11 protein-coding genes are annotated in these 15,912 nt (G+C 68.5%); 1 reads left to right on the forward strand and 10 read right to left on the reverse strand.

From position 1 onward, the window contains the following. Positions 1-28 precede the first annotated feature (28 nt). The 10 genes from RZA67_RS11720 to lexA form a co-directional block, all read right to left on the reverse strand. Positions 29-757: a LytTR family DNA-binding domain-containing protein gene (locus RZA67_RS11720; protein ID WP_317212918.1), complete on the reverse strand. Its 729-nt coding sequence runs from the start codon at positions 755-757 to the stop codon at positions 29-31. After that, on the reverse strand, positions 754-1,785 hold the full coding sequence (locus RZA67_RS11725) for a histidine kinase (RefSeq protein ID WP_317212919.1): 1,032 nt from the start codon (positions 1,783-1,785) through the stop codon (positions 754-756). Before RZA67_RS11725 ends, RZA67_RS11720 begins: the two co-directional genes overlap by 4 nt. 30 nt (positions 1,786-1,815) lie before the next feature. Next, complete coding sequence (locus tag RZA67_RS11730) at positions 1,816-2,478, reverse strand: dienelactone hydrolase family protein (RefSeq protein ID WP_317212920.1); 663 nt, start codon at positions 2,476-2,478, stop codon at positions 1,816-1,818. Between the two features lie 189 nt (positions 2,479-2,667). Then, positions 2,668-4,575, reverse strand: coding sequence for a glucans biosynthesis glucosyltransferase MdoH (mdoH, locus tag RZA67_RS11735; RefSeq protein ID WP_317212921.1), 1,908 nt, complete (start codon positions 4,573-4,575; stop codon positions 2,668-2,670). A 333-nt stretch (positions 4,576-4,908) separates the two neighbouring features. Next, entirely contained in the window at positions 4,909-5,100 is a 192-nt protein-coding gene (locus RZA67_RS11740; protein ID WP_317212922.1) for a hypothetical protein, read from the reverse strand. A gap of 91 nt (positions 5,101-5,191) precedes the next feature. Then, a complete protein-coding gene (locus RZA67_RS11745) occupies positions 5,192-7,735 on the reverse strand; it encodes a methyl-accepting chemotaxis protein (protein WP_317212923.1) in 2,544 nt (847 codons plus the stop codon). Between the two features lie 136 nt (positions 7,736-7,871). Next, entirely contained in the window at positions 7,872-11,105 is a 3,234-nt protein-coding gene (locus RZA67_RS11750; protein ID WP_317212924.1) for an error-prone DNA polymerase, read from the reverse strand. Continuing rightward, positions 11,102-12,520: a DNA polymerase Y family protein gene (locus RZA67_RS11755; RefSeq protein ID WP_317214007.1), complete on the reverse strand. Its 1,419-nt coding sequence runs from the start codon at positions 12,518-12,520 to the stop codon at positions 11,102-11,104. The genes RZA67_RS11750 and RZA67_RS11755 overlap by 4 nt, the downstream gene beginning before the upstream one ends. 9 nt (positions 12,521-12,529) lie before the next feature. Next, the gene (gene imuA / locus RZA67_RS11760; RefSeq protein WP_317212925.1) at positions 12,530-13,153 is read right to left on the reverse strand and encodes a translesion DNA synthesis-associated protein ImuA; all 624 of its coding nucleotides are present in this window, start codon (positions 13,151-13,153) and stop codon (positions 12,530-12,532) included. A gap of 1 nt (position 13,154) precedes the next feature. Then, positions 13,155-13,769: a transcriptional repressor LexA gene (gene lexA, locus RZA67_RS11765; RefSeq protein WP_317212926.1), complete on the reverse strand. Its 615-nt coding sequence runs from the start codon at positions 13,767-13,769 to the stop codon at positions 13,155-13,157. Between the two features lie 206 nt (positions 13,770-13,975). On the opposite strand from lexA, the gene RZA67_RS11770 reads away from it, so the two are divergent. After that, positions 13,976-15,912: autotransporter-associated beta strand repeat-containing protein (locus tag RZA67_RS11770; protein ID WP_317212927.1), on the forward strand; the 1,937-nt coding region annotated here is incomplete at its 3' end.

Here is a 15,912-nt window from a genome sequence, read left to right on the forward strand (position 1 = left end):
GCCGCCTTCCCGGAACAGTCCGCGGTGGTTACAGGTGCCGCAGTTCCTGACGCAGGGTCGCCACACAGCGCCGGCTGACCTCCAGCACCTGCCCCCCATGCCGCAGCACTGCCTGCACCTGCCCGCTGGCATGGCGCCGCAGCTCCATCAGCTCGTGCCGTGCCACCAGGCAGTTGCGGTGGATCCGGATGAAGCGCGCCCCGAACTCGTCTTCCAGCGACTTCAGCGACTCTTCGATCAGGTCCTGCCCACGTGCGTGATGGACCACCACGTACTTCTCATCGGCCTGCAGGTAGTGGATATCCTCCACCGCGATCAGCCGCAGACTGCCGCGCAGGCGCGCGCACAACACCGTACGCGCACGGCCATCGGCCGCGCCGGCAGGCTCGCCGCGTCCGGCCAGAAATACGCGCGCGCGCTCCACCGCCGCGTGCAGGCGCTCGGGGCGCACCGGCTTCATCAGGTAATCGATGGCCGCTGCTTCGAACGCCGACAGTGCATGCGCATCGTAAGCCGTGCAGAACACCACCGCCGGGCGTGGCTCGAATGTCGCCAGGTGGCGCGCGGCCTCAAGCCCATCCAGCCCCGGCATCGCGATATCCAGCAGCACCAGGTCCGGCTGCAGCTCGGCGCAGGCGTGCAGGGCCTGCTCGCCATTGGCGGCCTCGGCCACCACCTGTACCCCCGGCAGGTCGGCCAGCAGTGACTGCAGGCGCTCGCGGGCCAAGGGCTCGTCGTCGGCGATCACTACCCTCACGCCTGCTCCCTGCTGGTCGGCACGCTGATCCGGCACTCATAGTAGCCCTCGCGCCAGCCGGCCGTCATCCGCGCGGCTGCGCCGAACCGCCAGGCCAGCCGATGCGCGATGTTGTGCTGGGCGTGGCCCGCGCCGTGGGCCAGCACCAGGCTGGGCCCTGCCGGATCGGGCGCTGGATTGCGCACCTCGACATGCAGCAGGTTGCCCTCGCAGACCAACCGCAGGATGATCGCGCCGCCCTCCGGCAGACGCGAGATGCCGTGCAGCACAGCGTTCTCGACCAGCGGCTGCAGCATCAGCCGCGGCAACGGCTGGTCCCATGGCAGGGGTAGGTGCCGGTCCCACTGCACCTGCAGGCGTTCACCCAGGCGCAACGATTCGATCGACAGGTAACGCTCGGCGAGCTCGCATTCTTCGCGCAGGGTGGAGTCCCCCTCCCCGGCCCCCAGCGCGGCACGGAACAGGTCGGAAAGATCGAGCACCGCGCGCTCGGCCACCACCGGGTCACGGCGGACCAGGCTGGCGATCAGGTTCATGCTGTTGAACAGAAAATGCGGACGGATGCGCGCCTGCAGCGCGTCCGCCCGTACCTGGGCGTTGGCGCGGATCTGCTCGGCCCAGCGGTCACTGACATGGAAATAGCGCAGCGCCAGGGCGGCGATCAGGACGGTGGTGGCCGCACTGCCCAAGGTGAAACGCCACACGCTGATGCCCGCCGCAAAACTGTCCTGGTCCACCACGGCATACAGCGCGTGCAGGATGCCGGCACAGATCACCGCGATCAGCCCGACAGCCACCAAGGCCAGTCCGCTGCCCAGCACCGTGGGCAGGCGGGACAACGGTTCCCGCAGCAGACACAGGCAGCCGGTGGCCACCAGCGCCAGCCACAGCGCGTAACCGCTGGCCGCCAGCAGTTCGCCCACGGTCCAGTGGCGTTGCCCGTCGGGGGCCAGCGCCAGCACCACCACCACCAGCTGGGCGAGCCCGAGCATCGCCGCCAGCCGCGGCAGACGGCACAGCTCGGGCATCCATGGTGCGGGGCCAGGCGCGCGCATCCCTCAGACGCCGAAAACGCGCGTCTGGAGCCAGTCGGCCAGGGCCTCGATTTCTTCGGCGCAGACCTGGTGCGCCATCGGGTAGCTGTGCCAGTCAACGTCCAGGCCCAACGCCGCCAGCGCTTCGGCGCTGTGCGCGGCCACCGGCTGCGGGATCACCGGATCCTGCGCGCCATGGGCCATGAACACCGGCACCTGTACCGCGCCGCTCACCCGCTGCGCGGTTTCCGCCTCAGGCAGATAGGTGGACAGTGCCACCACGGCAGCCAGTGGCCCAGTGCGCGACAGCAGCGCGCTCAATGCAACCGCACCGCCCTGCGAGAACCCGGCAATGATGATGTGGTCAGCGGCGATGCCACGTTCGATCTCACGTTCGATCAGCGCGTCGAGCTCGCCGACCGACGCACGTACGCCCTCCATGTCCGCTCGCGAGCGGAAATCCATGCCGACGATGTCATACCAGCCGCGCATCGGGACGCCGTTGTTGATGGTGATCGGCCGTACCGGCGCATGCGGGAACACGAAGCGGATGCCCGGCCACTGCGGACGCACCAGCTCCGGCACGAGGGGGGCAAAGTCATTGGCATCGGCGCCCAGGCCGTGCAGCCAGATGACCGACCACTGGGCCGGCTGGGTGCCGGTGGTCTTTTCGACGGTTTCAAGCATTGAGGCAGGCTCCATTACAGGCAGCCCGCATTATGCCCCCACAGCCTCATCCGCACCCCGGCGGGGCAGGTAGTGACGGGCCATGCCCGTCTGCTGGCGACGCCCGTCGGCGGGCCATGCCCGTCTGCTGGCGACGCCCGTCAGCGGACCACGCCCGTCAGCGCCACGCCCGCCAGCTCTGCCCTTGTTTCAGGGCCCCGACGTACGCGCCGCAGCCTGACGGCGCAGCTCGGCGGCGCGCAGCAGGATCGTCGGCGGATGCCGTTCTTCAGGGATGTCCAGCAGCCCCAGGCGGCGCAGCCACACGGCCGGGCCGCGCGAGGAGGTCAGCGCCACCACCGGAATCGACAGCACCATGCCAGCCACCACCGGCAGCATCCAGGCAGCCAGTGCGGGCGAGACCGCCCAGGCCAGACCCCCCATGAACGCACCGAACACGCTCAACCCGCCGTACCCTCGCGCCAGCGCAGCCCAGTCGACCTTGCCGTCGTCGCGCTGCTGGGCGTCCCAGCCGGAATCCTTGCCAGCCAGCACTTCGGCCACGCCACGCGACTGCACGTACATCACCACCGGCGCCATCAGCGCCGCCAGCACGGTTTCCACCAGCATGGCGACAAACGCCCGCACCGCGCCGCCGCAGCCGCGACGGTCATCGCGGTCGAGCAGGGTCGCCACGTAGCCCAGCAGCTTGGGTGTCAGCAGCACCGCCATGGTGATCGCGAACAGGCGCACCACGTGGATCTCGTCCTGTGCACGCCAGTAGACGTTGGGCGACAGGTGCAGCACGCCATTGATGTCGATGCCGCCCTGGAACAGCGGAATCGCAATGCCGATCAGCATCAGCATCGCCCACATCGGCGCGGTGAAGTAGTGTCCGATGCCGATCAGCATGTGCATGCGGCTGATCCAGTGCAGGCCACGGCTGCCGACGATCTTGGCGTGCTGCAGGTTGCCCTGGCACCAGCGGCGGTCGCGCACCATCATGTCGGTCAGTGTCGGCGGGCCCTCTTCGTAGCTGCCCTTGAGGTAGGGCACCATGTGCGCGGCCCACCCACCGCGTCGCATCAGGGCGGCTTCAACGAAGTCGTGGCTGAGCACGTGGCCACCAAAGGGCTGCTTGCCCGGCAACGGCGGCAGGCCGGCATGGTCGGCAAACGCCACCGTGCGGATGATCGCGTTGTGGCCCCAGTAATTGCTTTCCGCGCCATGCCACCAGGCCACGCCGCGCGCGATCACCGGGCCGTACACGCGCCCGCCGAACTGCTGCATGCGCGAGAACAGCGTGCGCCCGCCCACCACCATCGGCAGGGTCTGGATCAGACCAACGTCGGCGTTGTGCTCCATGCCCGCGACCAGGCGCACGATGGTGTCGCCGGTCATCAGGCTGTCGGCGTCGAGAATCAGCATCTGCGGATAGCCGCCCCCGAAGCGGCTCACCCAGTCGGCGATGTTGCCAGCCTTGCGCCCGCTGTTGTCGGCGCGACGGCGATAGAACAGCCGCGCCTGCGGGCCCAGCGTCTGCTGCAGTTCGGCAAAGGCCTGCTCTTCGGCGGCAGCGATGTCCTCGCGCCGGGTGTCGCTGAGCACGAAGAAATCAAAGCGCTGCAGCTGCCCGGTTTCAGCCACCGACTCATGGATGGCCTGCAACCCGGCCAGCAGCCGCCGCGGGTCTTCGTTGTAGGTGGGCATCAGCAGCGCGGTGCGGCTGTGCAGCTGCGGCAGCGGCTGGTCCGGGTCGATGCCGAGCCGGTAGCCGCGATCGAACACGGCGGTCAGAAAGCCGGCCACGGCGCTGGCAAAGGCCAGCGCGATCCAGCCGAACAGGCCAACGAACAACACCAGCAGGCAGGCTTCGAGCACGCTGATGCCGTTGGGCGAAAGCACGCGCCACATCATCACCGTGGCAGCGGCGGTCATCGCCCCAGCGCCACCGAGCAGATACAGCCGGCGCAGACCGATCAGGCGCGGTGAGGTACGGTGGCGACGGACACGCAGCTCCCCTTGGGTCAGGCTCTGCTCGGGCATCGGCAGCGGTGAGGCAGGCGGCAGCACCGCCAGGCCTGCATCGAGCCTGGCGTCGATGGTTTCCTGGATCATCCGTTCAACCCCGACCGGTGATGCGGGCGGCCGCCTCGACCGTCCCCCGCACATCCAGGCGGCGCCGTCCTGGCACGCGTTGCTGTTGGGGCTGTACCGGCCAAGGCCGGGCGCTCAGCCGCTGAGTGCTGTTCCGGAAAACCACGAACGCTCCATCCAGACCGGGGATTGAAAAATGCGGCCCAGTCTAGGGCGCTGGATGTAAGGTGAGCGCGAAAGGGCAACGCGTCGTTTTCGCCTATTCAGAAAACCGGGCTTCGCGCGTTCAGGATTGTCGCTGCAACCCATTCCACAGCCCCGCAGCAGATGGCCCGCCGGGCAGGTCGCCCCGCCTCAGCGGGGCAGGACTGCCACAGGCTGCGCGTTGCCGCCAGCGGGGACGGCCCCGCGACCGGCCTCGGCGCGTGCGCGGCCGATGGCAACCGCCAGTTGCTGTTGGGCCAGCAGTTGCTGCGCCTGTACCACTTCCGGGGTGGGCAACAGCACCGGACCCGGGCTCATTTCCAACGAAACTGGACTGCTCATGCATTCTCCCTGGACAACCCGCCGTGGCCGCTTCAACACAGGCGGCTCCACGGCGGATTGCGCACCCTACCCTAAAAGCATGTGAAGGGTGTTACTGCACCAGCGCCGGTTCGGCCTGTCGCGGCAGGGCTGACATTTCCGGGCGTGCCGTGCGCAGGCGGAAGCGCGCCACCGCCACGGCCAGCTGCTCGGCCTGCTCTTCCATGGCGCGGGCTGCGGCACTGGCCTCTTCGACCAGGGCGGCGTTCTGCTGGGTGGTTTCATCCATCTGCACCACCGTCTGGTTGACCTGTTCAATGCCGGCCGACTGCTCCTTCGAGGCCGCTGAAATCTCGGCCATGATCTCGTTGACCCGGCCGACGCTGCCGACGATCTCGCGCATGGTCTGGCCCGCCCCATGCACCAGCCTGGCACCGCTGCCCACCTGCTCGACCGAGGTATCGATCAGGCCCTTGATCTCCTTGGCGGCCCCGGCCGAACGCTGGGCCAGCGCGCGCACCTCACTGGCCACCACGGCAAAGCCGCGGCCCTGCTCACCGGCCCGCGCCGCTTCCACCGCCGCATTGAGCGCCAGGATGTTGGTCTGGAACGCGATGCCATCGATCACCGAGATGATTTCGGCAATGCGCTGCGAGGACTGCTCGATGGCGTCCATGGTGTGCACTACCTGGCCCACCACCTCGCCGCCGGAGACGGCCACCTCGGCGGCGGTAGCCGCCAGCCGGTTGGCCTGCAGCGCGTGGTCGGCGTTCTGACGCACGGTGGAGGTCAGCTCTTCCATCGAGGCAGCGGTTTCTTCCAGGCTCGCGGCCTGCTGTTCGGTGCGCCGCGACAGGTCGCTGTTGCCCGAGGCGATCTCGCCAGCGGCCAGGCGGATGCTGGACGCCGATTGCTGGATCTGGCCCACGATGCTGGTCAGCTGCGCGACGGTGCGGTTGGCGTCGTCACGCATGCGTGCGAACACCCCATGGAACTGACCCTGCATGCGTGCAGTCAGGTCACCATCGGCGATGGCCTGCAACAGGCGCGACAGCTGGGCCAGGTTGTCATCGCTGACCTGCATCATGGTGTTCAGGGTGACCACCATGTCGGCGAAGGCATGGTCGAAGCGGCTGACGTCACCACGCACGGCGAAGTCGCCTTCGGCAGCGGCTGCAGCCAGCTGCTGGATCTGTGCGTTGATGGCGGCCAGGTTGCGCTTGGTGGTGGCCATCGCCGCCGTGAACGCCGCCTTGTCACCGGGCAGCTCATCCATGTCCGGGGCGAGGTCGCCCACCGCGTAGCGCTGCATCACCTCCACCAGCTTCCAGGTCAGCGCATGGCTGTCGGCGATCAGCTGGTTGCTGTCGGCGACCATGCGGCCGTACTCACCCGGGAACGAGGACGCGTCCATGCGGTAGGCCAGTTCGCCGGCATCGTGGCGCTGCGCCATCTCGGCCTGTGCGGCCATCACCGCCTGCAGCTGCCCGCGCATGCCCTGCATCGCGCCGAGCAGACGGCCCACCTCATCGTTGCCGCGCTCCGGCATCGGCGTGTCCAGCTTGCCCTGTGCCACATCATCGGCGATGCGTACCGCCTGACCCAGCGGGCGCACGACCAGCCGACGCAGCAGCACATAGACGCCCAGCCCCAGCACCAGCGCGGCCAGCACGCCCACCACCACGGTGATCCACAGCAGCTGCCGGGCCTTGGCCACGATCACCGCATGCGGCACCACCACGCCCAGCGCGAAGCGCTCCCTGGCGCTGCCAAAGTGCAGCGGCACATGGATCTGTACATTGCCGGCCGCATCGGGCTGGAACTCTTCATGCACGCGGTCGGCAGCGATGTCGGCCAGCATCGCCGCCGTGGCCGGGTTCTCACGGCGCTTGCCGATTTCGGCGGGGTCGGCGGCAGTCAGCACGACGCCGCTGGGCGAAAGCAGCTCGACACTGCCAGCGCCCATCGGATGGACGCTGGACAGGCGCTCCTGCAGCGCAGCCAGGGCGACATCGACGGTGAACGCGCCGAGGAAACGTCCCTCTTCGATCACCGGCGCCGACAGCGTGGTCATCAGCACCTGCCTGTCGCCGATCGTGTAACGGTAGGGCTCGGCCACGGTGGCGTTTTTCAGCTCGCGCGGGCGCAGGTACCAGTCGCCATCGCCGGGCTTGTCATAGTCGACCAGCGCCGACTGCACCGGCACGCCGTCCTGCCACGCCCAGTAGGTCATGAAGCGGCCGCTGGCGTCGTGGGCAGGTGCATCGACGAACGCGCTGTCCTTGCCATCAAAAGCATCCGGTTCCCACAAGGTGCCCAGACCGACCCATTCGGGGTGGACCTTGAGCGTGTCCAGCACCAGCGCGGATACACCTGCGCGGTCCAGACTGCCCTGTTGGCGCTGTACCTGCACGTTGCGCGCAAGATTCTCGGCAGCAGCAAATGCAAGGTTGATGTCGGCGGCGACCTGGCTGGCTTCGGCGCTGGCCTCGCTGGCCATGGTCTGGCGCGACGCATCCACCAGCGCGGTGCTGGCGCGCTGGTAGATCAGCGCGGCGGTGATGCCAAAGCACAGCAGGGCCAGCAGCGACGTGCCCAGCATGACCTTGCGGGCGACGCTGCCGGGGCGAGGAGAAACGAGGGGACGCGGGGACATGGGGCGGTTCCTGGAAGGGGCTGCCAACCGTTAGCGGCGTTGCGCAGGCGGAATTGAGATGTGCATCACGGTTGAAACATGAACCCGGTCAGACGGGCCCGCGCTGCGCTTGCCGCGCACGGCCAAGCGCCTCAGCTCACCGGAAATCGCGTGAATCGACCTGCAGGTCGCCCAGCAGATGGCTGTAGTCGCGCAGATCGCCGGCGATCAGGTGGCGGACGCCGTCCACGCACTCCCAGCGCCCGCGCACGCCCAGCAGGCGGGCCCCGAGCAGGGCCTTGCGCCGGCGCAGCGCCAGGTGCGGCCAGACCAGCACATTGACCATGCCGTGCTCATCTTCCAGGGTCACGAACACGGTGCCGCTGGCCGTACCGGGCCGTTGCCGCTGGGTCACCAGGCCGATGGCGTGCACGCCCCGGCCGTGGGGCAGCGCGCGCAGCTGGCGCGAGTCCAGTGCGCGCTCGGCCTGCAGGCGGGGCCGCAGCAACGCCAGCGGGTGCGCGCCGAGGGTGAGCCCGCTGCTGCGGTAATCGGACAGCACCTCCTGCACCTGGCCAGGGGCGGGCAGCACGATCTCCTCCTCGGCCACGCTGCCGGCCAGCAGCGGCCGCTCCTGTTCGATGCCGGCCACCGCCCAGCGCGCGGCATTGCGGTTGCCGGCCAGCGCGGCCAGCGCACCGCCGTCGGCCAATACCTGACGGCTGCGCGCGTCAAGCCGGGCGCGTCGGCACAGGTCGGCCACATCGGTGAAGCGGCGCTGCTGGCGTGCCTGCATGATCGCCTGTGCCGCCGCCTCGCTGCAGCCCACCAGCTGGCGCAGCCCCAGCCGGATCGCCGGCTGCTGCCCCGGGCCGGCGGCGCTGGCCGGCTGCCCCCCTTCCAGCGTGCAGTCCCAGTCGCTGCAGGTCACATCCACCGGCAGCACCTGCACGCCCGGTCGAGCACCATGACCGCGCTGGGCGTCCTGCACGATCTGGCTGGGTGAGTAGAACCCCATCGGCTGGGAGTTGAGCAGCGCACAGGCAAACGCCGCCGGCTCATGGCACTTCAGCCAGCAGCTGATGTAGACCAGCTTGGCGAAGGAGGCTGAATGGCTCTGCGGAAAGCCGTAAGAACCAAAGCCCTTGATCTGCTCGAAGATCTGCTCGATGAAGGCTTCGGAGTAGTTTTTGCCCAGCATCAACTCGCGGATGCGCTCGCGATGCGGGTTCATGTCCCCGCCCTGCTTCCAGGCCGCCATCGAACGCCGCAGCTGGTCAGCTTCCTCGTGGCTGTAGCCGGCATGGATCACCAGCTCCATCACCTGCTCCTGGAACAACGGAATGCCCAGCGTGCTGCCAAGGATCTCCTCGATGCCGGCCGAGGGATAGGTCACCGCTTCCTTGCCCTGCCGACGGCGCAGATAGGGGTGGACCATGCCGCCCTGGATCGGCCCCGGGCGGACGATGGCCACCTGCACCACCAGGTCCTGGAACCGGCGCGGCTGCAGCCGCGGCAGCATGCTCATCTGTGCGCGCGATTCGATCTGGAACACACCGATGGTGTCAGCCGCGCAGATCATGTCGAAGGTCGCTTCGTCCTGGCCCGGCAGCCGGGCCAGCTCGATGCGCCGCCCGCGATGCTGCTCGATCAGGGCGATCGCCTTGCGGATGCAGGTCAGCATGCCCAGCGCCAGGCAGTCGACCTTGAGCATCTTCATGGTTTCAAGGTCATCCTTGTCCCACTGGATGATGGTGCGCTCGGCCATCGCGGCGTTCTCCACCGGCACCAGCCGGCTCAGCGGTGCGTCACTGATGACAAACCCGCCCACGTGCTGGGACAGATGCCGGGGGTGGTCACGCAGTTGTCCGGCCACCTCCAGCACCTGCCGCAGCAGCGGGTTGTCCGCATCAAACCCGGCTTCGGCCAGACGCTGCTGCATCGGGGTCTCGCCGTTGCCCCAGCCAAAGCACTCGGCCAGCAGCGCGATCTGGTCGGCAGGCAGGCCGAAGGCGGTGGCCACATCACGCACCGCGCTCTTGCCGCGGTAGCGGATCACCGTGGCCGCCAGAGCCGCACGTTCGCGGCCGTACTTGCCATACACGTACTGCAGCACTTCCTCGCGCCGTTCGTGCTCGAAATCCACGTCGATATCCGGCGGCTCGCCGCGCTCGCGCGAGAGAAACCGTGCCATCAGCAACCGGCTCTCGGCCGGATTGACCACGGTGATGCCCAGCGCGAAGCACACCGCCGAATTGGCCGACGAGCCGCGCCCCTGGCAGAGAATGGCGCGCGAGCGGGCAAAGCGTACGATGTCCTCCACGGTAAGAAAGAAGGCCTCGTATTCCAGTTCGCTGATCAGGGCCAGTTCCTGCGCCACGCGCTCCTGCACCGCACCGGGCACACCGTTGGGCCAGTGCTGGCGCAGGCCACGCGCGGTCAGTTCGGCCAGCCAGCTGGCCGGGGTATGCCCTTCGGGCACCAGTTCGGCCGGGTAGCTGTAGGTCACCTCGTCCAGCTTGAACTGGCAGCGTCGCGCCAGTGCCACGCTGGCCGCCAGCAGCGCCGGGGGATGGATGTTGCCCAGGGCCAGCCGGGTACGCAGGTGGCGTTCGCCATTACGGAACAGGAACGCGCCGCACTCGGCCAACGGCAGGCGCTGGCGGATGGCGGTCATGGTGTCCTGCAGCACCCGACGTCGGCGCAGGTCCATGTGCACATCACCACAGGCCAGCGCAGGCATCCCAAGCCGCGCCGCGCACGCCTGCAGCAGCGCCAACCGGGCCGCATCGTCCTGTTCGCGGTGCAGGTGCACCGCCAGCCACACGCGATCGGCGAACACCTGCTGCAACCATGTGGCCTGCGTGTCGTCAGGCTGCGCACCCGGCACCCACAGCGCGAACAGCCCAAGCGCATCGCCGCCGGCATTGCCCAGTACCCGCTGCAGGTCATCCCGGTCAAGCCGGTAACTGCCTTTGCCGGCCGCGCGGCGCCCGGTGGTGATCAGCTCGCACAGGCGTGTGTAGCCGGCACGGTTCTCCACCAGCAGCACCAGCTTCAGCCCACAGACCAGGGTGAACTCACTGCCGACCACCAGCTTCACCCCGGTGCTGCGCGAGGCCTCCAGACCACGCACGATGCCGGCCAGCGAGCACTCGTCGGTGATGGCCAGCGCTTCATAGCCACAATCGCGCGCACGGGCGAACAGTTCGGCCGCACTGGAGGCACCGCGCAGGAAGGAAAAATCAGACAGGCAATGCAGCTCGGCATAGGCCGGCAGCCCGGCATCGGCATGCACATCATCATTGGCCGCCGCCAGCCGCTGATGGGTTTCCCAGGCGCGTGGCATGCGCTTGCCCGGGCTGTCATCACGCTCGTACTCGCGGCTCATGCAAACCAGCCATGCAGCATCCAGTCCTGCTGCTGCCCCGGTGCAGCAAAGGCCCAGGCCTGCTGGCCCTGGGAGGTTTCCAGCACGTAGTAGTCACGGCGTGCTTCATGACCGTCCCACCAGCCGCTTTCCAGCCGCTCCGGTCCGGACACGATGCGCACGGGCCGGTCCTGCAACGGCACCGGCTGCGGCAGCAGCCAGCAGGGCCGGGGCGGCCGACCGGGCGCACTGGCGATCACCACACGGTCACCGTCCAGCCGTTGCCAGGCGCGCTCGGGCCGTGGGTCGCCGGCCGGCCCTACCCGGTACACCGCCGCATCGCCCAGCCGGGCACGCAGCCGTTCGCGCAGCTGCGGCCAGGGCAGCTGCTGCTGGTTGCGGGTATCAAACAGGTCACGGCTGGCCGGCACGAAGGCCGGCAGGTGCCGCGCCAGCAGGCGCACGGCCACCACCGGCCGCGGGACCTCGCAGCGTTCGAGCCGGTTGCGGGTAAGCTCGAACAACAGCGTGGCATCACGTTCGGCCGCAAGCAGGCCGACCTCGACATCGGTATGCCCTTCTTCGTGTTCCAGCCGCAGGGTGAAACGCTGCACCCCGCCATCGCGGATGGACAGGAAGGTGCACAGGTCGCCGATCAGGCGCCGCAGCGGAAACAGCAGCGCCGTGTGGTTCTCCACTTCGTGGCCCAGTTCCACGCGGGCATCGAAGTGGTCCGGCGGCGCGTACCAGCTCAGCGGGTCATCGGCCTGCCCGTACAACCGGTCCAGATGCTCCAGCAGGGGCAGACCGAACCGGCGCCGCAGACCGTCACGCGGCAGCGCGCGCAGCTGGGCCAGGTGGGTGATGCCCATGCGCTGCAGGCGTTGTCCGGCGTCGTCGGGCAGCCGCGCACGGCGCACTGGTACCCGGTCCAGCGTGTCACCCAGGTGTGCGGCATCGTGCAGCGCCATGCCATCACGCAGGCCGGCCAGCACCTGGGCAGCGCGCGGGGTCGGCGCCAATGCAATGCGGTGCTGGAACCCCAACGCCTGCAGCTCGTCGCGCAGACGCGCCTGCAGGACCGGCCACGGCCCGAACAGGCGGAAGCTGGCACGCACTTCCAGCACGATGCAGCCTGGCCACTGCGCGCTGACCAGCGAGCTGTGGCGGTAGGCCCATGCTGCCAGAAAGCGCTGCCAGCGCTCAGGCGCCTGCGGGTCGTAGTCGACCTTCTCGAACTCGGGCAGCAGGGCCAGCGCGGCGGTCAGCCGCATGCCGGCCTGCAGCCCGGCCGCCGCCGCTGCGGCATTGACCGCCTGCAGGGTTCGCAGCTGAGCGGGCCCACCCACCAGCGCCAGCGGCGCGGACGCTTCGGGATGGCGACGCAGAACGGCATCCAGCGCCAGCTGCGGCAGCACGATACAGGCCCAGAGCATCTGCATGAGTCACCCGGCCACCATCGTGAAGGCCTGCGCCGGCGCCGGGCCGCCACGGCATTTACGGACCTGCCAGCGGACAGCCCCGCCCTGCTGCACCGCCTCCAGGCGCAACGCGGCCGGCGAAGGATTGGCCGCATGCCGCTGCTCGCGCACCGCAAACCCCAGGCAATGGCCGCTGTCGGCGGCCACCTGCAGACGCCGCAACACCGCCGCATCGGCCTGGCGGGGCCAACCCAGCACGGCGCCACAGGCGCCGCTGCGCAGACACTGCTCGAACGCCCACAGCGCATCGCGGCCACTGGCTTCGATCAGCTGCAGCTGGTCAAGTGCCACCCCAGCCGCCTGCCAGGCCGGTGCATAAGGCAGAAACGGCGGCGCGATCACCGCCACCACCGCCCCCTGCTGGCTCAGGCGCGCCAGCGTGGGCAGCAGCAGGCTCAGTTCGCCCACGCCGTCGACCGGCAACAGCAGTTCGGTCAGCGCGCGCTGCGGCCAGCCGCCCTGCGGCAGCAGTGCATCCAGTCCGGCATGGCCGGTGGGCTCGCCATCGGCGCTCTGCGCACGGCTGCGACCGGCATGCCACAACGTGCGCGCGGCCAGCAGCTGTTCGAGGTTGGCGACGGCCTGCATCTCAACCCTTCCGTACCAGACCGCAGTACACGCCTTCCACGGCGAAATCCTGGCCCGGCTGGATCTCGATGGGCGCATGGGCCGGGTTGCGCGGCAACAGGGCAATGCCATCGCGCCGCTGCTGCAGCCGCTTGATGGTCAGCTCGCCATCGACCCGGGCCACCACGGTCTGGCCGTCGCGGGCGCTGGCGGTGCGGTGCACGCCCACCAGATCGCCATCAAGGATGCCATCGTCGATCATCGAGTCGCCCTGCACTTTCAGCAGGTAGTCCGGGCGAGGCGAAAACATCCGCTGGTCCAGCCACAGCTGCTGGTCCAGACCGATATCGGCACCGATCGGCTGCCCGGCCGCCACCCGCCCCAGTACCGCCAGCGGCAGCAGCGGCGCCGGCTCGCCGGGCAGGCGCAGGCCGCGTTTGCGCCCGCTCTGCTGCACCAGCAGGCCGGCCTCCACCAACGCCTGCACGTGCTTCTGCGCCGCGTTGCGGGAGGCAAAGCCAAACGCTTGGGCGATCTCGGCCAGACTGGGTGACTGCCCGCCGGCCAGCGCCTGGCGCACCCAGGCCAGCACCGCCGCACGTTGTGGGGAAAGATCGTCAGTATCCATGGTGTACATTTGTACACCCAAGCCAAGCCGATTGCGATAGCGCTGCCGTTTAAGACACCGGTGGTCATCCGCGTAAAGCGCTGCCCTGCTTAACCTTTCAGCTCCCTGATCCGGGACGTAAAAAATCCCTTAAAGAAATCCCCGTCCACGCCGCTGGTGTGATTCATCTCACACTTTTGTGAGTTCACACAGCGTCATCAGGGGATCGAACGGGTATGAATCGGATTTTCAAGGTTGTCTGGAGCAAGGCGGTTGGGCAGTGGGTGGTGACCTCGGAGTTCGGAGTCGCGGCAGGTGCCCGTACCCGTCGCAGCCGGACCGCGCGGCTGGGCAGCGGCCCACTGGCGACCCTCACCCTGATGACCGCGCTGGCGCTGTATGGCTCCTCGGCGATGGCGGCGGTGGATATCGTCAACGGCGGCTTTGAAAGCGGCACGCTGCAGGGCTGGACCTATTCGGTGACCGGCAACCAGTCGGCGACCGGTTACAGCAGCGACGGCGGTACCGGCGCCTCGGTGGTCACGGGCGTGACGAATTTCAGACCCGGCGGCAATGGTCCCTGGACCGCCACCCCTGCGGGGCAGTACATGGCGTCCCTGCAGGCCAGCATGAGCTCGGATCAGTTCAATACGGGGGCCAATGCGCTGGGGTTGACCGCCTCCAGCCAGGAAAACATCGCCACCGTTCTCAACGGCATACCTACCACCTCGTCGTGGCTGTACCAGGACCTTGCGCTGTCGGCCGGTGACTACTTCACCATGGCCTGGCAGTACATCTCCACCGACAATCAGTCCTTCAATGATGCGTCGTTGACCTCGCTGGTGAACCTGGGCGACAGCTCGATCTTCGCCACCGTCAACAACCTGCAGGCGCAGTACGCGCTGCTTGGCGCCACCAAACCGGGCACCGGCAGCTACTCCACCGGCAGCTATGCGGCCACCGGCTGGCAGGTCGCCACCTACCAGGTGAGCGTGGCCGGCACCTACCGGCTGGGCTTCCTCTCGTTCAACCTCGACGACGAAATTGCCAGCCCGGTCCTGCTGGTCGACAACGGCACCGGCATGACCTACAAGGGCAATGACCCGTTCCTGCCGGTCGCTCCCAACCCCGGCAGCGGCGCGCCGGTGACGCCGACCCAGCCGACCGGCCCGGTGGTCATCGACGGCCCGACGGGCACCGATGACCTCGGCAGCGCCGACACAGCCGAATTCGCTGGTGGCACGCTGGTGGTCGACAAGGACACCACGGTGGCCCAGCAGCTGCTCATCGATGACAAGCCGGCCACCATCGATCAGAACGGCCACACCTCCACCTTCACCGGCACCATCGACGATGCCAGTGCAGGCACTCCCGGCACGCTGACCATCACCAACAGCGGCAGCGGTGGCTCGGTCATCCTCACCGGCAACAATGGCTACACCGGCAGCACCCTGGTCGATGAAGGCGCCAGCCTGGCGCTGGCCGGCAACGGCAGCATCAGCAATTCGGCCAAGGTCACCGTCGACGGCAGCCTGGACGCAAGCCAGACCACCACGCCGGTCAGCGTGACCTCGCTGGCGGGTAAGGGCCAGGTCCAGCTGGGCACCAGCGACCTGTCGATCACCGCGGGCAATGACACCTTCACCGGCACCCTGGCCGGTCAAGGCGGCGTGTCGATTGAAGGCGGCACCCAGGTGTTCTCCGGCAGCAACACCTATGCCGGCGGCACCTCGATCAGCAACCAGGCAGTGCTGCAGGTGGGCCAGGATGAAAACCTCGGCCAGGCCGCCGGCACGCTGACCCTCAATGACGGCACTCTGCACACCACCGGCTCGCTGCAGAGCGACCGTGATGTGCTGCTCGACGGCGAAGGCCGCTTCCTGACCGATGCAGGCACCACGCTCAGCAACAGCGGCAACGTCAGCGGCAACGGCGGCCTGGTCAAGAACGGTGAGGGTGCGATGGCACTCACGGGCACACTGGCCCATGCCGGTGGCACCACCGTCAACGACGGTGTGATGACGCTCACTGGCAGCAACAGCTACACCGGCGGCACCACGCTCAATGGTGGCGTGCTGCAGGTGCTGGGCGATGCCAACCTTGGCGACGCCACGGGTGCACTGACCTTCAACGGCGGCAGCCTCGACACCTTCGGTGACATGAGCAGTACCCG

This window comes from Stenotrophomonas sp. C3(2023) (assembly GCF_032911385.1).
Classification (GTDB): domain Bacteria; phylum Pseudomonadota; class Gammaproteobacteria; order Xanthomonadales; family Xanthomonadaceae; genus Stenotrophomonas.